General features: G+C 35.7%; 18 protein-coding genes. 10 read left to right on the plus strand and 8 right to left on the minus strand.

The window, feature by feature from the left end; translation table 11 throughout:
- Positions 1 to 470 precede the first annotated feature (470 nt).
- The 5 genes from H5J24_RS23865 to H5J24_RS23885 form a co-directional block, all read right to left on the minus strand.
- Positions 471 to 1139: an HAD-IA family hydrolase gene (locus H5J24_RS23865; RefSeq protein ID WP_068941312.1), complete on the minus strand. Its 669-nt coding sequence runs from the start codon at positions 1137 to 1139 to the stop codon at positions 471 to 473.
- Positions 1140 to 1145: 6 nt separating this feature from the next.
- The gene (locus H5J24_RS23870) at positions 1146 to 2300 is read right to left on the minus strand and encodes a TIGR03364 family FAD-dependent oxidoreductase (RefSeq protein WP_068941315.1); all 1155 of its coding nucleotides are present in this window, start codon (positions 2298 to 2300) and stop codon (positions 1146 to 1148) included.
- Between the two features lie 11 nt (positions 2301 to 2311).
- The gene (locus H5J24_RS23875) at positions 2312 to 3610 is read right to left on the minus strand and encodes a DUF5690 family protein (protein WP_068941317.1); all 1299 of its coding nucleotides are present in this window, start codon (positions 3608 to 3610) and stop codon (positions 2312 to 2314) included.
- A 9-nt stretch (positions 3611 to 3619) separates the two neighbouring features.
- On the minus strand, positions 3620 to 6445 hold the full coding sequence (locus H5J24_RS23880; protein WP_068941319.1) for a TonB-dependent receptor: 2826 nt from the start codon (positions 6443 to 6445) through the stop codon (positions 3620 to 3622).
- 483 nt (positions 6446 to 6928) lie between these two features.
- The gene (locus tag H5J24_RS23885) at positions 6929 to 7498 is read right to left on the minus strand and encodes a helix-turn-helix domain-containing protein (RefSeq protein ID WP_082811064.1); all 570 of its coding nucleotides are present in this window, start codon (positions 7496 to 7498) and stop codon (positions 6929 to 6931) included.
- Between the two features lie 402 nt (positions 7499 to 7900).
- On the opposite strand from H5J24_RS23885, the gene H5J24_RS23890 reads away from it, so the two are divergent.
- Positions 7901 to 8608, plus strand: a complete 708-nt coding sequence (locus tag H5J24_RS23890) for a response regulator transcription factor (RefSeq protein WP_068941323.1) — start codon at positions 7901 to 7903, stop codon at positions 8606 to 8608.
- A 3-nt stretch (positions 8609 to 8611) separates the two neighbouring features.
- Entirely contained in the window at positions 8612 to 10015 is a 1404-nt protein-coding gene (locus H5J24_RS23895; RefSeq protein WP_068941325.1) for a sensor histidine kinase, read from the plus strand.
- A 134-nt stretch (positions 10016 to 10149) separates the two neighbouring features.
- On the opposite strand, the gene H5J24_RS23900 is transcribed toward H5J24_RS23895, so the two are convergent.
- Positions 10150 to 10347: a hypothetical protein gene (locus H5J24_RS23900; RefSeq protein WP_068941334.1), complete on the minus strand. Its 198-nt coding sequence runs from the start codon at positions 10345 to 10347 to the stop codon at positions 10150 to 10152.
- A gap of 252 nt (positions 10348 to 10599) precedes the next feature.
- Between H5J24_RS23900 and H5J24_RS23905 the strand changes: the two genes are divergently transcribed.
- The 8 genes from H5J24_RS23905 (at position 10600) to H5J24_RS23940 (ending at position 17649) form a co-directional block, all read left to right on the plus strand.
- Positions 10600 to 11094, plus strand: coding sequence for a hypothetical protein (locus tag H5J24_RS23905; RefSeq protein ID WP_068941336.1), 495 nt, complete (start codon positions 10600 to 10602; stop codon positions 11092 to 11094).
- 29 nt (positions 11095 to 11123) lie between these two features.
- Entirely contained in the window at positions 11124 to 11951 is an 828-nt protein-coding gene (locus H5J24_RS23910) for a YoaK family protein (protein WP_068941339.1), read from the plus strand.
- A 247-nt stretch (positions 11952 to 12198) separates the two neighbouring features.
- Positions 12199 to 13995: a DNA mismatch repair endonuclease MutL gene (mutL, locus tag H5J24_RS23915; RefSeq protein ID WP_068941341.1), complete on the plus strand. Its 1797-nt coding sequence runs from the start codon at positions 12199 to 12201 to the stop codon at positions 13993 to 13995.
- A gap of 5 nt (positions 13996 to 14000) precedes the next feature.
- Positions 14001 to 14750 (plus strand): rhomboid family intramembrane serine protease, encoded by a 750-nt coding sequence (locus H5J24_RS23920; RefSeq protein WP_068941343.1) that lies wholly within the window; start codon positions 14001 to 14003, stop codon positions 14748 to 14750.
- A 9-nt stretch (positions 14751 to 14759) separates the two neighbouring features.
- Positions 14760 to 15761 (plus strand): endonuclease/exonuclease/phosphatase family protein, encoded by a 1002-nt coding sequence (locus tag H5J24_RS23925; RefSeq protein WP_068941345.1) that lies wholly within the window; start codon positions 14760 to 14762, stop codon positions 15759 to 15761.
- A gap of 74 nt (positions 15762 to 15835) precedes the next feature.
- Positions 15836 to 16807, plus strand: coding sequence for an endonuclease/exonuclease/phosphatase family protein (locus tag H5J24_RS23930; RefSeq protein WP_068941347.1), 972 nt, complete (start codon positions 15836 to 15838; stop codon positions 16805 to 16807).
- Positions 16808 to 16811: 4 nt separating this feature from the next.
- On the plus strand, positions 16812 to 17174 hold the full coding sequence (locus H5J24_RS23935) for a hypothetical protein (protein ID WP_068941349.1): 363 nt from the start codon (positions 16812 to 16814) through the stop codon (positions 17172 to 17174).
- Between the two features lie 28 nt (positions 17175 to 17202).
- Entirely contained in the window at positions 17203 to 17649 is a 447-nt protein-coding gene (locus tag H5J24_RS23940) for a hypothetical protein (RefSeq protein ID WP_068941351.1), read from the plus strand.
- Between the two features lie 201 nt (positions 17650 to 17850).
- Here H5J24_RS23940 and H5J24_RS23945 read toward each other — a convergent pair whose 3' ends face one another.
- Complete coding sequence (locus H5J24_RS23945; protein WP_068941353.1) at positions 17851 to 19365, minus strand: GH3 auxin-responsive promoter family protein; 1515 nt, start codon at positions 19363 to 19365, stop codon at positions 17851 to 17853.
- A gap of 105 nt (positions 19366 to 19470) precedes the next feature.
- Positions 19471 to 19881 (minus strand): BrxA/BrxB family bacilliredoxin, encoded by a 411-nt coding sequence (locus H5J24_RS23950; protein ID WP_047489771.1) that lies wholly within the window; start codon positions 19879 to 19881, stop codon positions 19471 to 19473.
- Between the last annotated feature and the right edge of the window lie 181 nt (positions 19882 to 20062).

Consider the following 20062-nt stretch of genomic DNA (forward strand, 5'->3'; position numbering starts at 1 on the left):
TGTAAAAGTTTACAAATAGTGATTTATTTTTAATAATTGTAAAATTAATTTACTATTTGTAAACTTGTGTGAACTGAAAATTAATTAATTGATAATTAAAAAAGTCGGGTGAAATTGAAAGGTGAGTCTCTTAATTGTGTTTGTAACTATAAGTTTATTAGAGTTTTAATTTTTAAATTGTTTTAAGAATACAACTTTGCATATAGAAGAAGATTTAAAGAGTAAGAGAATTGTTAAAGTTGACAAATATTCAAAATTTGGCATTTGTTATTCTGAGATTCTTCATTACGTTTCACTCCATTCAGAATGACAGGAAGCAAAGTTTCAATGAAGGCAAATATCCCGTCGAGAGAGTGATAATTCCCCTCCCCTGGAAGGGTGGCAAATCGTAGATTTGACGGGGGGTGGTTTAAAAAGGCACAAATGTTAGCTGTAAAACATTTGTGCCTAGGTATTTAAAAAAGAAGTAACTAAAGAATATTCTCGGCCTCAGAAATCGTATTGAAAATATAATCAGGCTTAGCCTTTTCCAGTTCTGATCTGTTTTGGGCTCCGGAAAGGACGGCAATTGTTAATCCACATCCTGCATTTTTCCCTTCTTCAATATCGATCACGGAATCTCCGGCTTTCAACACCTTTTCCGGCTCCTGAATATTGAATTTTTTCATAGCAAGATGAATCATTTCCGGGCTTGGTCTGCTTTCTGAAACATCATCAGCAGTGATTAAAGCATCAAAATGTATATTTTCCTTCCATTGAAGTTTGTCCAGAAGCTGCTGGGCAATCTCAGAAGTATAGCCGGTGTTTAGAACCACTTTTTTATGTTGAGCCTTCATTTTAAGGAGAAAGTTTTCCGTTCCGTTGATGGGTTTTACCTCAAGATTCTGATAGGCCTCTTTTAATTTTCCGGAGAAGTTGTCAAAAATAGTGGGAGCATCCGCTTCATTTCCATTGATTTCCTTTAATAAACTGGTGATGGCTTCCAATTTTTCCATTCCTGCACAAGTAATAAGTACCTGTTCCAGAGTAACGTCATAACCATGCTCATTAACGGCTTCAGCTACCGTTTTGTACACTACATTATCTTCATCCACCGTAGTTCCGGCCATATCCAGAACCAATAATTCTATATTTTTCATTGAAATTTATGCGTAAATTTTGTCTATGTTAAACTTAGAGAAGCCTCCGCTTCCTGTCATTCCCTTTCCTCCAATTCCCGTTACAATATGAATGTTTGGAGATGGACTGTGTTCAAAAATATCCTTTGTTTTGCATTGAGAATATACCCCAAACCATCTTCTCTGGATTTCATAAGTAGGAAGATCGATGATTTTCTTCGCTTCATGAATCATGAATTCATCAATTTCCATATTCAGATCAAAACCAAGATCATCAGCATTTTTGGCATCAGCATATTCATGAGAATCTCCTAAAATGATAGATCCGTCCAATGCCTGCTTGAATAAGATGTGAACTCCAAATTTCTTCTCAAACGAATTAGGATCTTCTAATGATTTGATTTTCTGGAAAGAAGGACATTCGCTAAATGATTCATACCGTCTGATTGAAAGCCCAGTCAGAATATTTCCCTGAAGAGAATAGATTCCCTGAGGTTTGGTTTGAAGCATCTGAAGCTTGCTTACTTCCAAATCACTTTTATTGAATACGCTAGGATATAAAGTTTTGAACTCATGCCCACCGCAAATGATGATCTTTGAGGCTGTATATTCTTCTCCGTCTGCTGTGATGGCAATACATTTCTGATCGTCTTCATGGGTTTCAATAACAGTGGTGTTATAAATGATCTGCAATCCCATTTTTTCCTGTAAAAGCTGGTGAAGTTTTACAATCATATCCGCAGAATCTACAGAAAGCTCCTGTGGAAAGAACAATCCGCCTTTACAATAGTCGGAACGAAGACCGTCATATTTCTTGATGCAGTCATTTTTGGATAATAAAATAGATTCATAATCATTATTTCTGTTGATCTCATACAGCTCTTCAATAAGCTGAAGCTCCTCATCATTGGAAGCAATATAAACCGATCCGTTTTGTCTGATGGTAAGGTCTGCCTGAGTATGAAGTTCATTATATATTGCGAGACTTTCTCTTCCGAAGTTTTGCCATTTAAGATCCATTCCGGAAGGCACTACCTGTCCGAAATTCCTTACCGTGGCGCCCTGAGGGATTGAGTTTCTTTCCAGTAAAGCTACCTTAAGGTTTCTCTTCAGCGCATGATAAGCATGGAATGTTCCTAAAATTCCGCCGCCCACAACGAGTAAATCAAATTTTGTTGTCATTGTACTATAATTTATAAGATTTTCGACGTATCGAAATTGATGAATTGATTAGAATTTGAATTAGGTTTTGCCTTTCTTCTGAAAGCCAGAAAAGCAATAATTGAAAGAATTAAAACACTGATGGTGATAATATAATTCAGGCTGATATAAAAAGTAAGCCATGAAGTCTGTGCAGATCCGAAGTTTTTATACAACAGGATCAAAACGCTTCCCAGATATCCGAAAGAATCTACAATATAGATCAGAAATCCTACATTTCCTTTAATATCGAAAGCAGCGATCATTCTGTCAAAATAAATTCCATTAAACGGAATATAGCAGATATACATCCCAAAACCGGAAATGGTCATCCATAAAAAAGGAGATAATGCTTGCTGCTGGAATAAATATGTAGAAAGCCCCACTGTAAGAATTCCTGCAAAAAGAATGTAATGATAGTAAGCGAAAGCCTTTTTATTATTTTTTACCTTCACCATGAAACTCAGGATCAGGAGAACCATGATCGCAATCGGAATTTCTGTAAGGGTAAAAATAGAACTGTCAAAACTAAAATGAAGCCCATCCCAGATCTCACGGTTGAAATTATCTCTGAAATCTCTTAAAACCGTCAGGCAGATATAAAGAAAAATAATGCACACGATTGGAACAAAAAACTGCTGAACAAGAGCCTTTCTTTCCTTTCCGTTCAGAGGCTGTCTTTTACTTTTAAGCATAACATCTTCTTCACTTGGCTTGGGAATTCTTTCCAAAAGGATTCCGAAAAGAATCAAGGGAATAATAAAAATTAATCCCGCAGAAAAAGGCATCCAGAATTCTGAAACAGAAAAAGTATCCATTAAAAATTTTCCTACAGACTTGGTAAAACCTGAAGAAACTACAAAGCTTGAACACAGGAAAAGTCCGATGATTTCTGTTGTTTTGCGGCCTTCGATGTAAGAAAAAACGATACCCCAGATCATTCCCAGCGGGATTCCATTTAAGAACATAAAAAGAATATTATAAGGAGCAGGGACAACGGCAAATCCTAATAAAGAAAGCTCTGCAATGGCGATAAAAGAAAATAGATAAGTTAGTCTTTTCGCGGGTTTTAATTCAGAAATAAATTTAATTCCTATAAACTTGGAAATAAAATATCCTACAGCCTGCGCAATGATAATCAGGATTTTATAATCAACCCCGAAATAGGAGAGTCCTTCAAAAGAGGCTACAGTAAAAGGTTTTCTGAAGCCGTACATGCAGAAGTATACACCAAAGGCGGCAAAGGCTGCCTTTAGTGTTACTATTGTTTTTTTATTGATGGTTCTGGCCATGGTGATGGTTTAGAAGTTCAGTTTTATTCCAAGGTTACATCGTACTCCGTAGTATTCAACCTGCTCAGGACGATCTTCATTTTTTCCGAAGTGGTAGATCAGTGGTTTGTTCAGAATATTGTTGATATCCATATACAGCCCTATATTTTTGGTGAACTGATAAGAACCTCCGAAGTCTAAGCTGCTGTATTTTCCATAATAAGAATCGTTGATGTCGTCCTCTGCATATTCTACAGCGTATTTTCCTTTATAGTTGTAGGCTATTCTGGCATTGAAGCCTTTTTTCTCGAAGAATAGCTGTACGTTATACAGCTCTTTAGCCTGATAAGGAAGAGCTACCTTTCTTCCGCTTGGTTTTTCCATTTCAGAGGTCATGAAGGTGGCATTTACCTGAGCTCCGAAATATTTAAGGAAGCCCGGCAGGAAATCAAATCTTTTGGTAATTCCTAGTTCAAGGCCACCTAGCCATGCAGCATTTCCATTATTTGGGGCAGTGAATTGTACTCCGTTCATTCCATTATATTCTCCAATAAAAGAATCCTGGAAGATGGGATCTGTAATAGATTTATAGAAAATACCGCCACTTAGAATTCCGACATTTGAGAAATAATATTCCCCTATCAGGTCAAAATTCAATGAATAGGTCGGATTAAGATTAGGGTTTCCACCCTTAAACTCATTGTCTGCTTCACTATAAGTTCCGCCTGGTGTCAGATCTCCGAAATTAGGTCTTGAAAAAGTTCTTGTTGCTGCAAAACGAAGGTTAGTTTTATCATTCAAAGTATATTTCAAATGAAGCATTGGGAGAACAGCAAGATAATTTTTGGTGTGCTCTACTGGTGTCAGAACATCATCAATTACATTATATCCTTTTACCTTGGTGTTGGTATTTGATAATCTGATTCCTCCTAAAAGGGTGATCTTATCATTCAATTTATAAGTTGCCATTCCGAAGGCATCCGCATGTTTTTCAAAGACGTCGAAGTTCCTTCCTAATGCTTTATTGTATTCTAACGATTCAGAATCTGCAGTATTGATTTTCAGATTTCCCTGATTGTCATACCAAAACTGATTCATTCCTCCGGTAGAAAGTACTGGCCCGAAAGTATTTCCGATATGAGCATTCATTTCGCTCAAGTACTTTCTTCCATTGGGTTGGGTGGTAATAAATTGAGAGTAGCCAGATAGAAGAGGAGCGGCTCCGTTGCTCCAGTTATAGAAAATATCAGAGAACTTGGCATTACGCTCTTTATCCCTGTACTTGAAGCCATATTTTAAGGTCAGTTTATCAGAAGCATTGATCTCATGATTGAAGGCTGCTACAATCTTATCTTTTTCTTGTACGAAAACCTTATAAAACTCAAGATCGGTAAACTTCATCTGAGTAGCATCCATTTTAAAATCAGGATTGCTATAGAAGCCAAATAAGGCATCAGGGTTTTTGTAATCCAGCTTTCCACCATCGGCTTTCCAATAAGCTCTTGGGCCATTTCCACGATCAGAAATATAATCAGGATTGATACCAACTCCGGATTGGGTGTATTTAATTACGTAGTAAGAATTGTTCTGTTTATCAGGGATATTTCCATACTTAAATTGATTGTCGTAATATGATAAATCCCAGTCAATCTTTCCTTTATTTAAATTATGAACCCCGCCTAATGAGACTGAAGTAAGCTCCGTAATCAGTAAGTTATGGATATTCTGAAGCTCTACTCTGGCTGTATTATTAGCTGAACTGAACTTATCAAACCGCACTCTGTGTTTGTAATGGGTTTCATCATCAGATAAAGTTCCATACATTCCTTTTAAGTACAGGGTATTTTTAGGAGAAAGCACATATTCAAATGCAGCATTAATTCCGGTTGTCTTTCTCACACCGTTATAATCACGAAGCTCCATTCTGAAAACCCCTTCATCACCGCTTCTTCTCGCCTCAAAATTATCCGTTGACCAGTTTCTGATAAAATGCGCAAAGTTGAATAAGTATCCGAATTTTTTATCCTTTGTTCTACCACCAAATAAAAAACCAAGATTATAGACTCCTTTATCAGCTTTAGCATTGTAACCGCTTCCTAATGTGGCTTTAAACTCCGTTTTCATAGGCGGCGTTTTGGTAATAAAGTTGACTCCGCCACCAATTCCATCTGCTTCCAGATCAGGAGTAAAAGACTTATTGACATGAACGTATGAAATCAGTTCCGTTGGAAAAAAGTCAAAAGCTGTAGCTCTGGAAGTGGTTTCTTCTTCTGCTGTGGGAAGCCTGTTTCCATTAATGGTTGTGGATGCCCAAAATGGTGGAAGTCCTCTTAAAGAAACGAATCTTCCCTCTCCCTGATCTCTTTCAATAGAAACTCCCTGCACACGCTGAACAGTTTCTGCTGCATTTCTATCCGGAAGTTTTCCGATGCCGTCAGAAGCAATAACATTGGTGATGTTAATGGCATTTTTCTGTAAGTTTAAGGCTCTTGCCTCAGTGTTTTTTAAAGTTCCGGTAACAATAACTTCATCAATATTCTTTCTGGGTTGCGAAAGTTTTATTGTTCCAAGGTCTGTAGTTTCATCAGTTTTTAAATTAACGGTGATATCAGTAGAGGTATAACCAATATAGCTGATTTGTAAACTATATTCACCTTCTTTAATGTCATTGATGGTAAATTTTCCGTCTACATCAGTGGTAATGCTTTTGGATGAACCTTTTATTTTGACGGTGGCGCCGGGAAGGGGCTGGCTGTCGTCAAGAACAGTTCCTATAATTAACTGCTTTTGTGCTGAAATAAAAGTGATGAAACAGACAGAAGCAAGGGTAAGTATTTTCTCTAAATTTGTTTTCATTTTTACATATATTAAATTTTTTATGCAAATCACGCTAATAATTTTAATATATATAAATATTTAGTATTAAGTATTGATTAACAAATCAGGGCTATTTATTACCCAAATTTTACTTTCTAAACATATAGTAAGATGAAAATTAAATAAGCTGTATTTTAATTAAGTAGCTTATTTGTAGATTTTTATGGATTTATTGAAACCTGGCTTTCCCCATAAGTATTTTCTATTGAAAAAGAATTATTGATTAACATATCGTTCATTTTAACCCAAAATGAGAAAACTGAAAGTTTACAAATAGTAAACTTTTTTGATAGAGCTCACGATAAGACTGCTCATAATTTTTTTTTTGCCACTAATGCACGAATACAACAATGAATACAAAGCTTTTAAAAACTATCAATATATGGTTAAAAAAATAAGTAACCAGGCAGGCACATAGAAATAATTCGTGTATCCGGGGCTAAAAACTTTGGGTAATGGAATCTAAGCGGTGTAAAAATAAAGAACAAGCATCACACAGCTTTCGTTACTGATGCTTACCGGAACGTGGGGGAACTTTCCATTGAAATATAAGGAGTCTCCTTCTTTCATGATGACTTCTTCATTATCAATGATGTACTTTACTTCTCCTTTCAGAATAAATTTGAATTCCCAGGCATCTGTAATTACTTTTTCCCTTTTAGAATTGGGTTCAAGTGTAAGCAATACTGCTTCAAATCCTAATGAATGAAGGCTTTTGCTAAAAATGTGCATGTATTTAAAACCTTCAGCTTCAACCTCTTTTTCTATAACCTGCTGACTCTCTTTAGGAACATAAATGAATTTTGCATTAGACTTTTTTTCTACTCCTTCAAAGAAGTAGCTTGCATCAATATCCAATGATTGGATAAGATCCAGCAAAACAGGAAGCGAAGGAATGGTTCTTCCATTTTCGATACGGGATACAAGGCCATTACTTACATTCGCTCTGAAAGCCAGTTCATTAATGGTTAAGTTGTTTTTTTTCCTGATATCCTTTAATCTCTTTCCGATCCCTATTAAAAAGTCATTCATGCTGTAGTCAATGAAAAGCAAAGGTAGTATTATTCTATATAGGTTGTATGGCAAAAAGAAGAATTCACGAAAAGGTAAAATGATAAGAAGTGTAAAAAATAATAACGCGAGGTTCGCAAGTTGATTAATTATGCTGCTTTATTTTTCGTTCGCATGGGCACTCCGTTCAGCTAAGAAAACGATCATTGCTGAGTGAAGCGCCTTTGCAATCGTTTTATAAGCATTATTTAAAAACTTTTGCGTGCCTAGCGTTAAAAACCAAAATAAATAATCTTCAGTTCTACATGGCTTTCAAGAAACCTCCAGCTTCCAGCTTCCTTCTTCCAGCCTAAAAAGCTTTTCCATTCAATATTTCTATCCCAATAAAATTTCCCTATTTTTGTAAAACTCCTTATTTCATTTATGAAAAAAATAATTCTCATCGAAGACGAAACCAGTGTAGTATCTTTTATTAAAAAGGGGCTTCAGGAAAACGGATATGAAATTTCCGTGGCTTTTGACGGGCGTACCGGTGTACAGCTGGTGCAGGCTAATGACTTCGATTTGGTGATTTTAGATATTATGCTTCCGGAAATGAACGGACTGGATGTGTGTAAGGAAATCAGAAAAACCAACCAAAGTGTTCCGATTTTATTCTTAACCGCGTTGGGGACTTCTGAAAATATTGTTCTGGGACTGGAAAGTGGCGGAGATGATTACTTAGTGAAGCCTTTCAAATTTATTGAATTAGTAGCCCGTATAAAGTCTTTACTAAGAAGAAGCCATAATAATGGGCCGCAAGAGATTGCTGAGCCGGAACCAGATAATGAACATGTATTTCAGTTTTCAGATTTAACGGTAAACGATTATACGAAAAAGGTAACCCGCGCCGGAGAAGACATTACATTGACTTCTACAGAGTACAAATTGTTGGTTTATTTCCTTCATAATCCTGAAAAAGTGATTTCCAGAGCAGAAATATTAGATGCTGTATGGGGAGTAAATTATGAGTTGGGAACCAATGTGGTAGATGTTTATGTAAATTATTTAAGGAAAAAGCTGGATGATAGGGATGATAATAAATTGATTCATACGGTGATAGGAATGGGTTATGTTCTGAAAAAAGCATAATGAATGTTTAATAAAGTGATAACAAATCAGACCAAAACGATGGTGCTTTTAATGTTGGTTTTTACCGTCATTATACTGTTATTTAGTGGTTTGGTTTACTTTTCAATTGTTAATTTTTCTCATCAGAGGTTTTATGAGCTTTTAAAAATTCGTACGGCTACTATTGTTCAGATAGAAAAAAGCAAGGATCACCTGGATCTCCCTGAAAATTATATTCTCAGCAATCTGAATGATGAGGAACTTCCGATGGAAAAAGATTATGTATTTGCTGTTCCAACAGATTCTAATTTCAAAAAAATCTCTCAGGAAGTTCATATTCCTGATTATTTCTTCAAAAATGTTCTGAAAAAAGGTGAGGATAACTATAATGATAAAGAATTCTATTACATCGGGCAGAGCTTTAAATATGATGATAAAGATTATATTGCTATTGCCTCAGCCAAAAACCATTACGTAATTTACTATCTAGGTTTCCTGAAAAGAACATTGCTTACCTGTATTGTGCTTTCGTTGTTCTTTAGTATGATTTTCTCATTTTATCTGTCGAAAACACTCTTTAGACCTATTCTTAAAATTACAGGGAAAGTAAAAGAAATCAGCTCAGAAAATCTTCATTTACGATTGGAGCCCCAACCGGATAATAAAGAACTGAATGAATTGGTGGACACCTTCAACGGAATGCTTAACCGTATCGAAACATCTTTTGAAACCCAGAATCATCTGATTGGAAATGTTTCCCATGAATTGAGAACTCCGCTTACTTCAATTATGGGAGAAGCTGATGTTGCTCTCTCTATAAGCAGAACACCGGAAGAATATAAAGAAACCCTTGAAATCATTCTGGATGAAGCCGAAAAGCTGGATAGAAAGATTAAAGCCCTATTAATGATTGCCCAAACCGGATTTGATGGGAAGATTCAGAAAATGGATAAGGTGAGAATGGATCAGTTGCTTTGGGATGTTATTGAAACCCTGAGAAAAATTGATTCCAGAAATAATATCTATCTGGATATCAGTATGCTTCCGGATAATCCTAAAAAATTAAAAGTACAGGGTAATGAGCAGCTTCTGCATCTTGCAGTGGCCAATATCATCAGCAATGGCTGCAAATATTCTAATTTCCAACAGGTTAAAGTTTCCTTGGGTGCGACAGATGCAGATGTTTACATCATTGTAAAAGATGACGGGATTGGAATTCCGCAACAGGAAATGAATAAAATCTATGATCCGTTTTTCAGAGCTTCTAATACTAATAACTACGAAGGCTATGGAATAGGGCTTCCATTGGCAAGAAACATCGTAAGAATGCATCATGGTGAACTGATTGTGACTTCCAATGAAAATCAGGGAACTACAGTACAGATGCGTTTCCCCAACTTTTATAGTACACAAAAAGAGACTGTGTAAATCTGAAGGTAGAAAGTAAATGTTTTCTCAAATACTTTAGATAGATATGTTATGTTAATGGTCTTTCTTAATACCCACTTTTTAATCACTTTTTACGTTACCTATAAGCCTATGTACCTATGTGGTTGGAAAAATTAAACCACATAGATACATAGAATCTTTGCTTTTAAAATATGCACTTGCTGAAAATCTTTGATTTTCTTGCGCCTTAAAAGCAGGTTATTATTCAAACCCTTTGCGCCTTGGCGTTTTCCAACATAATTAAAATTTTTTCCACTTCTGATTTTGCTGATTGTTTTTGGAGAAACGCAAAGACGCAAGATTTTTAACATGGTGTATGCTTTTAAGGTGCAAAGATTTTATCTGCGATAAAATTTAATAATATTGACTTATGTTGTTGGTAATATTGCTGTTATGTGGATTTGATTGCAGCGGAATTGTTCATATTAATACCTCTTAACAATTTTCTAATCTCATTTTAATCTCTTTAATGACATTTTAATTCCATTCCAAAGATCTTCTAATCTGGCCATTCTAATTTTGTATCATCAAAAAAGATAAACACAATACAAAATAATAAGAACATGGCTAAAACAATTTTAATTGCAACAGATTACTCTCTTGAGTCATTAAACATATTGAAAAAAGTACTGAGAGAAAAAGATGCTTCAGATGATCAGAACCAATATAATATCCTTTTGGTTTCAGGATATGATTCGGGAGATTCAATCAGAGATCTTTTATTCAATACCAAGACCACTATTTTCAACAAGATCAGGCCTAATGAATTCTGTGATGGCTATGAAATCATTAAGAATAAATATCCTCATTTAGTTAATAAGATTATCTGCGACATCTTTACAGGAAGTTTTCAGAGAACTTTCAACCAATATGTAGAAGCCAATAATATTGAAGAGGCTTATTATTCTACAGCTATTAAAAGCAAAGGAAAAGGAAAATTTGATCTTGTTCCTTATATCAGAAAAAGCAAAGGTCTTCAATCTGGGGAAATTTCCCTTGAGATCAGAGAAAGTCTTCCGGAAAGAGGAAGACTGGCAGAGATCTTTGTAGAGGTCTAATCATCATCACAATTTAAAAAAGATTAAAAATGTTAAGAAATTATAGTAACAGCAGAACATTGGGAGACAATATCAGGTTGGGGACGCTGACTGCTTTCACAGCAGGAACTATAAATATTGCATCCCTACTTATATTTCTCTCTTTTACATCAAACGTAACAGGTCACTATGCCATTTTAGCGGCAGAAATCAGTAAAGGAAACTGGTCTCAGGTAGCAATTATGGCCAGCTGGATCTTCTTGTTCTTCTTTGGAAGCTTCCTGTCTAACTTCATTGTGATTAACTTCAACAAGAAGAGTAAGTATTTTGCTCACGCAATGCCTCTTGTATTGGAAATATTATGTTTGTTTGGAGTAGGAGTATATGGACAATTATATTATCAAAAAACCTTGGCAGAAACGGAAGTTTTAGTAGCAATAATGCTTTTCGCTACAGGATTACAGAATGGTTTAACAGCAAGTATTTCCAACTTCTCCGTTAAAACCACCCACCTTACGGGAACAACCACCGATTTAGGAATTCTGGTTTCTATGTTTACTCAAAAGAAATACAGAAAAAATGGTGAATTAATAGGAAGAGCAAAATTGCTCATGAGTATTATGGTGGCTTATGTATTAGGAGCTGTATTTTCAGGATTAAGCTATTATTATCTGGAATTTAGAGTATTCTATGTCATTAGTGTATGTCTTATGATCGTAATCGGATATGATGCGTATAAAATTCATGTAAGACACTTCAATACAAAATACAGATACAACAGAATTTATAAAAAACCGAATCTTTTGGCTTATCTGTATGAAAAGATCCATGGGATCCCTAAAAGTAAAAAGAATAGAAAACTGGTCTTTGAAGACTAGGATTAGATACCTGGTGCAGGGTAAATATCACTATTAATTTTTTGTATAAACTAGCTGGTTCAATCCTCTATTGGTATTAAAACAATGGGGGATTGTTCTTTATCAAAAGCTGATATCACAAACAGTTTGGAGCAGAATTTGCAGAAAGCTGTATTGTTGAAATGTTGATAATTAAATATTAATTCCCGTTTTTAATGTTTTAATTCCCATTTTCATTGACTATTTTTGTAAGTTGATTTACGTTTTTATGTCAGATATTATTCAGCTTTTACCGGATCATGTAGCCAACCAAATTGCGGCAGGAGAGGTGGTGCAGAGACCTGCATCCATCGTGAAGGAACTTTTGGAAAATGCTATAGATGCAGATGCAACAAAGATTGAACTGATTATCAGGGATGCCGGCAAAAATCTTATCCAGGTCGTAGATGACGGGAAAGGAATGTCCGAAACAGATGCCAGACTTGCATTTGAAAGACATGCTACCTCTAAAATCAGAGGAACGGAAGATATCTTTAAGATCGCAACAAAAGGTTTCCGCGGTGAAGCATTAGCTTCTATTGCTGCTGTTTCTCAGGTTGAGCTGAGAACAAAGCAAAAGGAGGCTTCCATTGGAACCAACATATATATTGAAGGAGGGGTTTTCCAGTTTCAGGATCCTGTTCAGACCGCTGAAGGATCAAATTTTCTGGTAAAGAACCTATTTTATAATGTTCCGGCCAGAAGAAAATTCCTGAAAAATAATAATATTGAATTCAGACATGTCATTGATGAATTTCAGCGTGTTGCATTAGCGCATGAAGGATTGGAATTTTCCTTGTTTCATGATGATGAAGCTGTTTTCAGATTGAGAAAAGGAAGCCAGATGCAGCGTATTGTAGATGTCTTCGGAAGAAAATTACAGCCGCTTCTGATTCCTATCAAAGAAGATATTATCTGGTGTAAGCTTCACGGATTTGTTGCCAAACCTGAGGGGTCCAAAAAAGCAAGAGGTGAGCAGTTCCTTTTTGTGAATGGAAGATATTTCAGAAGCCCCTATTTTAATAAAGCGGTGCAGGAGGCGTTTGAAGGTCTTCTTCAACCGGGATATGTTCCATCGTTTTTCCTTTATCTGGAGCTTGATCCGGAGAAAATTGATGTTAATATTCATCCGCAGAAAACAGAGGTGAAATTTGAAGATGAGCATCTTATTTTCGCTTTGCTGCGTTCTACGATTAAGAGATCACTGGGAATTTATAATGTTTCTCCAAGCCTTGATTTCGATAGAGATCCGGAATTGGATGAAATGATGAACAAACCCATTCCAAGCAAAGGAAACGGTGGCGGAGGTGGTGTTATCAAAATGCCTGAGATTATTGTAGACAGAGATTATAATCCGTTTTTGGAAGAAAAAAATGTAGTGCATCCTGAAGAAATTCAGAACCTTACGGAAATGTATCATCAGAATATTACTGCAGAGCCTTCAAAAATCAATTTGTTTGAGGATGAAGACTTTGATGAAGATTTAATGAGACTTCCGAATGGATACTGGCTGTTCAACAAGGGAGATGTTACTTTGATGCTTGATTTAGGAAGAATGCACAGACTGTTAGTTTCAGAAAATAATAAATCTACCAGGAAAGCCAATACGAATACAAATAGCCATGCTTTGCTTTTCTCCTTGGAGTATCATATGAACGAGATTGAGAAAAGTAAATACGAAGCTATTAAAAAATATCTTCCTGAGCTTGGGTTCGATATGAAAATTGCCCATGAAAGTGTGTTAAGAATAGATTCACTGCCGGAAGGACTGAAAGAAACACAGGCTATGAAATTCCTGGAAAATCTTTTCGAGATCCTGGATTATAAAACAGAAGACGAATTCATGCACTACTACCACAACCAATGGAGTAAAATGCAGTCAAAATCAAGATTTGACTTTATTTATAAAAAAGATGCGGAACAGGTTATTAAAGACTTTACGGCATTAGGCTTCCCTGAGTTTTTACCGGATGGGAAAAGATGCTTCTATGAAGTTCCGTTTAATGATTTTAAAAACAAATTTTAAAAAAAATGTTTAACAATATACCACCCATTACAAGGAATATTATCATTATTAATATTGTAGTTTACTTGATCGCTAATTTTTTATATTACCCAAGTTTATACAATACGCTTTCAGGATTTTATCCTTTTTCTCCTAATTTTAAATCGTGGCAGATTATTACACATATGTTTATGCATGCTCCATTTAGGGAACCTGGCGGGTTTATGCATATTTTATTCAATATGTTTACATTATTTAGTTTTGGGCCGGTTTTAGAACAGGTTCTGGGTGAAAAAAAATATATATTATTATACTTTGCCAGTGGATTAGGATCGTTTTTCCTATTTAACTTATGGAATTTTGTAGAAGCACAGCAAATCATTTCGGCTTTACAAAGTTTGGGATTAAATACAGATGCTTATATATCTGGGGCAGGGGTACAGTTGTCAGGAAATGCTGATACTGTTCTAAAACAAAGAGATCTACTAGGGAGTTTAGATGCTATTTTAAAAACTCCAATGATGGGAGCTTCTGGTGCTATTTTTGGTGTAGTTGCTGCCTTTGCAACACTGTATCCTGATGCAAAAATTGGAATTATGTTTATTCCAGTTCCGATTAAAGTAAAATATTTATTACCAATTATTGTTGTAATTTCTGTATATCTGGGAGTTTCCGGAAACGGAGGGAATATAGCTCATCTGGCTCACGTTGGTGGAGCTTTAGTTGGCTGGATATTGGCAAGGATCTGGAAAAAACATTTATATAGATTCAATTAATCATTTCCTGTGAAGATTTTCCGACTTATACTGTTGATCCTGCATGCAGGGGTTCTGTTCCTATTGCTGGGTTCTTTATTGAATGCCTATGTTCCACCTAAGATATTTCCGTGGTTTAATCTGCTTTCTTTAGGGTTTCCCATTCTTATTACATTATATATTATTTTAACTGTATTTTGGGTATTCAGCTGGAAAAAAAGAGCCTTTGTATTCATGTTTATAGGATTGGCGTTTATTAATCCTGTAAAACGATGGATTAATTTTTCTTCTGAAAATAAAGAAAGTTCAAACCCAATTAAAATTGTTTCTTTTAATATTAGAGCAGGAACTATGGGAAAGGAAGAGGTTTTAAATTATCTCAAAGCTCAGGATGCAGATGTTATTCTTTTGCAGGAAGATGGCGGAATGGCATATCCCACACTGAAAGATTATAATAGAACTACATCGAACGGGTTCTTAACCATTCTTACGAAGCATAACCTATCCAATGAAAAACTAATTTTTTCTGAAAATGAGGATGTAAGCCTTCCAAGTGGTCTCCAAGCTGATATTGAAATAAAAGGAAGAATGTATAGATTTGTTGATATCTATCTTTATCCGTTTCAGTTTGAAAAGAAGATGGTTAAGCTTGATGGAGACGCGGAAGCCAATGAGCAAAAAGTAAAGGGTGTTGTAAGAAAACTAATTCCTACTTTTAAAATACATCAGGATCAAGTAAAGAAAATACGTCAAGGTGTAGAAAATTCTCCGTATCCTGTTATTATAGCCGGAGACTTTAATTCTGTTCCTAATTCCTACGAATATTATCATTTGTCAGAAGGTCTTGAGGATGCGTTTATGACGGCAGGAAAGGGAAGTGCTACCAGCTTTCATGATTATAAATTTCCCATCAGGATAGATTATGTTTTTTATGCAAAATCACTAAAGGCTACTTCCTATGTCGTTGACCGTTCTGTCAGTATTTCAGATCATTATCCGGTTGTTTCAGTGCTCTCTTTGAACGATAAATAATCATAAAAATAGTTAAAATTTGGCTGCTTGGTAGGGTTTTTGCTTAAAAAAACGGGTACCAAGAATGTTTTTTCATGAAGTCGAATCAGATATTACTATTTATACATATCGCTGTTGCCGTATTACTGCTATGCACATTGGGAAATGCATGGGTTCCACCTAACCTTTTGGGGAACCTTAATTTGCTTTCTCTAGGTTTTCCCTATCTGATATCTGCCTATATTCTTCTTACGCTGGTCTGGGTTTTCAAAAAAAATAAAATTGCTATTGCTTTTGCGCTGGGAACATTACTTTTTTATAATCCGATCAGAAGATGGGTTAATTTTTCTCCTAAACCAGATAAAATAAAAACAATACGAGATATTAAGGTGCTTACTTTTAATGTTAAATATGGTGATTATGGCTGGGATAAAGTAAAAAACTATATCAAAGAACAGGATCCGGACATCATTCTGGTACAGGAAAAAGACACCAACCGTGCTTTAAGACAGGATCTGGTAAAATATCCTTCCGTAATTCTGAAAACAAAACATAAAATTGTACGACAGGCAGAGATTATAGAAGATAATTCGAGAGGAAATTCTTTCTACGCAGATGTAGATATCAATGGAAAGATTATCAGAATTGTAAATGTTTATTTGGAACCTTTCCGACTTCAGAAAACCATGTTTACTAAGCTGGATGCTATGGGAATTGGAAATGTATCTACTCTTCTGTCTCATATGATTCCTACTTTTCAGGCGCATGAAGATCAAATTAAAAAGATCAGAAAAGCTATTGATTTTTCCCCATATCCGGTAATTTTAGCTGGAGATTTTAACTCTGTTCCCAATTCTTATGAATATTATAGTTTAGGAAAAGACCTTCAGGATGCGTTTTTAACAGCAGGTAAGGGAAGTGCTTCCAGCTTTCATGATTATAAAATTCCTTTAAGAATTGATTATATTTTTAGTTCAAAATCAATCATTCCGCTAAGTTATAAAGTAGATCAGTCTGTGAAATTATCGGATCACTATCCCGTAATTGCAGAATTTCTGCTAAATTAGTTCCATGAAAAATTTATTGTCTGCCATTTTCATTTTCGGGCTTTTTTTAACAGCCTGTTCTAAGAAGGAATCTCCAGGATTTGGAGCTGAACAGGATGTGAAAATTCATTATGATACAGCTGCTGTTGATTCGTTCTCTAATGGTGCTGTAACCGTAGATATTGCCCGTAAGATCAAAATGTCTTCGCCAGAATATCTGGACTCTGTAAAACAGGCTAAAAAAGCACTGGAAGAAGAGCAGAAACTTAAGGCGGAACTGGACAAAGAAAATAAAAAGAAAGAAGAGGAGGAAAAGAAAAAAGCAGATGCTGAGAAAAAGAAAAAAACTCCTGAAACTCCATCCTCTACTGAAGCCAAAACACAATAAATCCAAAAACATCTTTAAAATATACAATATGAAAAAGCAAATTCTTGCAGCAATTGTGATCTCAGTATTTACTGTTGCGTGCACAAAATCAACATCAAAAACAGAACAGGTAGAAAATGCAGATGGCTCTGTTACTACCACAACCACAACGACTACTGAAACATCTCCTCATATGGTTGATTCAGCAAAAGTAACCGAAGCTAAAGAAAAGGTCGATGCCAAATTAGATCAGGCAGGTGATAAAATAGATAACGCTGCTCAAAAAGCTAAGGATAAAATTGATGCTACAGCAGACAAGACCAAACAAGATCTTAATAAAGCTGGGCAGGATATTAAAAGTGAAGCTAATAAAGTAGGAAAAGATATCAAAACCGGAGCTCAGGAAGCAGGAAAAGATGCCAAAGATGCAGCTAGAAAAGGAGCTGCGAAAGTAGAGGATGCCGCTAAAAAATTAAAAGAAGATTTAAGCAAATAAAAAATAAACCCCGCAGCTGAATTCAGTTGCGGGATTTATTTTATGGTTGGAAGTCAGAAGAGGGAAGCTGGAAGAGCCTTCTCTCTCTCTAACTATAGTCATTTAAGCTAAACCCTTATACACACTCACTTCAAAAGAGAATATAAGTAATATAAAGACTGGATGAACCTCCATCTTCCATCCTCTAGCTTCCTTTCTATATTATTTATTAAGCTCCAGCAAAGGATCTATATATTCTCGGTCATTGCTCAGTCTTGGTACCTTATTTTGGCCGCCAAGTTTTCCTTTAGATTCAAGCCAATGATAGAAAAGGTTGTTTTTCGCAATATGAACAATAGGTCTTCTAAGTGTCATATTGTTATATCTTTTAGCTTCATAATCAGAATTGATTTTCTTCAGATGCTGATCAAAAGCGTCAACGAAGCTATCCAGATTATCAGGATACTGACTGAATTCAAAGATCCATTCATGGGCACCTCCTTCATTCTCTTTCATAAAGACAGGGGCACCGGTAAACTCTGTAATTTGAGCGCCGGTTAGCTCACAGGCCCTGGATAATGCAGATTCTACGTTAGTAATCATTAATTCTTCACCAAAAGCATTGATATAATGCTTTGTTCTTCCCGTTATTTTAATCCTGAAAGGATTCACAGAAGTAAAAACAACGGTATCACCAATCAGATATCTCCACAATCCGCCATTGGTGGTGATCACCATAGCGTAATTTTTTCCAATCTCTACATCTTCCAGACTGACTACTTTTGGATTGGAAAAATGGAACTGATCCATAGGAATGAATTCGTAGAATATTCCATAATCAAGCATCAGAAGCATTTCATCGCTATTGGATCTGTCCTGTATTCCGAAGAAGCCTTCCGAAGCATTGTATATTTCGTAGTAATTGATGTTTTTTCCGATGATATTACGGTATTGTTCTCTGTAGGGTTTAAAACTGATTCCGCCGTGAAAAAACACCTCCAGATTAGGCCATAGCTCTGAAATGTTGGCAACATTGGTTTCATTCAATACTCTTTGTAGCAAAACCATCATCCAGCTCGGTACCCCAAGAATACTTCCTACATCTTCATTTTTTACCTCAGATGTAATAGCTCTAAGCTTACTTTCCCATTCGCCCATTAAGGAAACTTTCTTACTTGGAGTGGTGGTAATTTCTACCCAAAACGGCAGATTATCAATTAAAATAGCAGATAAATCGCCAAATTTTGTGTTGAAATCTGCATATAGCTCGGAGCTTCCACCTAAACGTAGGTTTTTATAATTAAAAAGCTGATTTTCCGGATGATTATTGGCGTAGATGGAAACCATGTCCTTTCCGGCCTTCATATGGCAGTATTCAAGGCTTTCTGCTGAGATAGGGATAAACTTACTTTTAGCATTCGTTGTTCCCGAGGATTTGGCAAAATGCTTAATCAGCCCTGGCCAGCTTACATCTTTTTGGCCCTGTCTGGCTTTTTCAATATAAGGCTCCATTTCTTCGTAAGTAACAATGGGAACTTTATTCTTAAAATCCTGATAGCTGGAGATTGAATTAAACCCGTACTGTCTACCATATTCAGTATCTTCCGCATGAAACAGCTGGGAAAACAATATACCTTTCTGGGTCTCAATGGGATGATCCATGAAATTCTGTATCTGATCTATCCTTTGACGGATAAACCAGTTGACTACGGTATTAAAAAGTGCTTTGGTTGCCATTCCAACAAATATAATAATATTTGGATGTTTAGAGAATTTTTTGTGGAGTTAAATAAAAAAACCGTTACAAAATTTGTAACGGTTTAGTATCTAGTTTATTGTTTCTTAGCAGTACTCATCGTAAGCAGCCTGAAGGTTTGCAGCAATTGCTCCTGCTGGGTTTCCTTCAATGTGGTGTCTTTCCAGCATGTGAACTAATTCTCCATCTTTGAAAAGCGCTACGCAAGGAGAACTTGGCGGGAATGGAGCAAGGTGTTTTCTTGCTTCTACTACAGCCTCAGTATCAAAACCTGCAAATACAGTTGTTAAATGATCTGGTTTTTTGTCTCCTGTTAAAGAGTAAACTACTCCTGGTCTTGCAGCTCCTGCAGCACATCCGCATACGGAGTTAATAACCAATAGTGTTGTTCCGGACTGCTTTAATGCCTCTTCTACCTGAGAAGGAGATGTTAAATCTTGGAAACCTTTATCTGTAAGTTCAGCCTTCATAGGCATTACTAAATCTGTTGGATACATATATTTTGTTTTTTATCTGTACAAAGTTAAGGAATTCTTTACGTTTGTTCAATATATAATAACTATGAATGGTTTAGGTATATAAAATTAACCAAATGTTAATATTGTAACTATATTCATAAAAACGTGAATTAAAATTAGGAATAATGAAATATAATTATTAAATTTGAAATGATTCTGA

This window comes from Chryseobacterium capnotolerans, assembly GCF_021278965.1.
Classification (GTDB): Bacteria; Bacteroidota; Bacteroidia; order Flavobacteriales; family Weeksellaceae; genus Chryseobacterium; species Chryseobacterium capnotolerans.

What these genes read in the sequence shown, in the direction of transcription:
- H5J24_RS23910 (WP_068941339.1), top strand. Translation starts at nt 11,124, where the DNA reads ATGTTAAGAAATTATAGTAACAGCAGAACATTGGGAGACAATATCAGG.
- H5J24_RS23900 (WP_068941334.1), bottom strand. Translation starts at nt 10,347, where the DNA reads ATGTTAAAAATCTTGCGTCTTTGCGTTTCTCCAAAAACAATCAGCAAA.
- H5J24_RS23870 (WP_068941315.1), bottom strand. Translation starts at nt 2,300, where the DNA reads ATGACAACAAAATTTGATTTACTCGTTGTGGGCGGCGGAATTTTAGGA.
- H5J24_RS23890 (WP_068941323.1), top strand. Translation starts at nt 7,901, where the DNA reads ATGAAAAAAATAATTCTCATCGAAGACGAAACCAGTGTAGTATCTTTT.
- H5J24_RS23940 (WP_068941351.1), top strand. Translation starts at nt 17,203, where the DNA reads ATGAAAAAGCAAATTCTTGCAGCAATTGTGATCTCAGTATTTACTGTT.
- H5J24_RS23945 (WP_068941353.1), bottom strand. Translation starts at nt 19,365, where the DNA reads ATGGCAACCAAAGCACTTTTTAATACCGTAGTCAACTGGTTTATCCGT.
- H5J24_RS23865 (WP_068941312.1), bottom strand. Translation starts at nt 1,139, where the DNA reads ATGAAAAATATAGAATTATTGGTTCTGGATATGGCCGGAACTACGGTG.
- H5J24_RS23935 (WP_068941349.1), top strand. Translation starts at nt 16,812, where the DNA reads ATGAAAAATTTATTGTCTGCCATTTTCATTTTCGGGCTTTTTTTAACA.
- H5J24_RS23950 (WP_047489771.1), bottom strand. Translation starts at nt 19,881, where the DNA reads ATGTATCCAACAGATTTAGTAATGCCTATGAAGGCTGAACTTACAGAT.
- H5J24_RS23895 (WP_068941325.1), top strand. Translation starts at nt 8,612, where the DNA reads ATGTTTAATAAAGTGATAACAAATCAGACCAAAACGATGGTGCTTTTA.
- mutL (WP_068941341.1), top strand. Translation starts at nt 12,199, where the DNA reads ATGTCAGATATTATTCAGCTTTTACCGGATCATGTAGCCAACCAAATT.
- H5J24_RS23880 (WP_068941319.1), bottom strand. Translation starts at nt 6,445, where the DNA reads ATGAAAACAAATTTAGAGAAAATACTTACCCTTGCTTCTGTCTGTTTC.
- H5J24_RS23930 (WP_068941347.1), top strand. Translation starts at nt 15,836, where the DNA reads ATGAAGTCGAATCAGATATTACTATTTATACATATCGCTGTTGCCGTA.
- H5J24_RS23875 (WP_068941317.1), bottom strand. Translation starts at nt 3,610, where the DNA reads ATGGCCAGAACCATCAATAAAAAAACAATAGTAACACTAAAGGCAGCC.
- H5J24_RS23885 (WP_082811064.1), bottom strand. Translation starts at nt 7,498, where the DNA reads ATGAATGACTTTTTAATAGGGATCGGAAAGAGATTAAAGGATATCAGG.
- H5J24_RS23905 (WP_068941336.1), top strand. Translation starts at nt 10,600, where the DNA reads ATGGCTAAAACAATTTTAATTGCAACAGATTACTCTCTTGAGTCATTA.
- H5J24_RS23920 (WP_068941343.1), top strand. Translation starts at nt 14,001, where the DNA reads ATGTTTAACAATATACCACCCATTACAAGGAATATTATCATTATTAAT.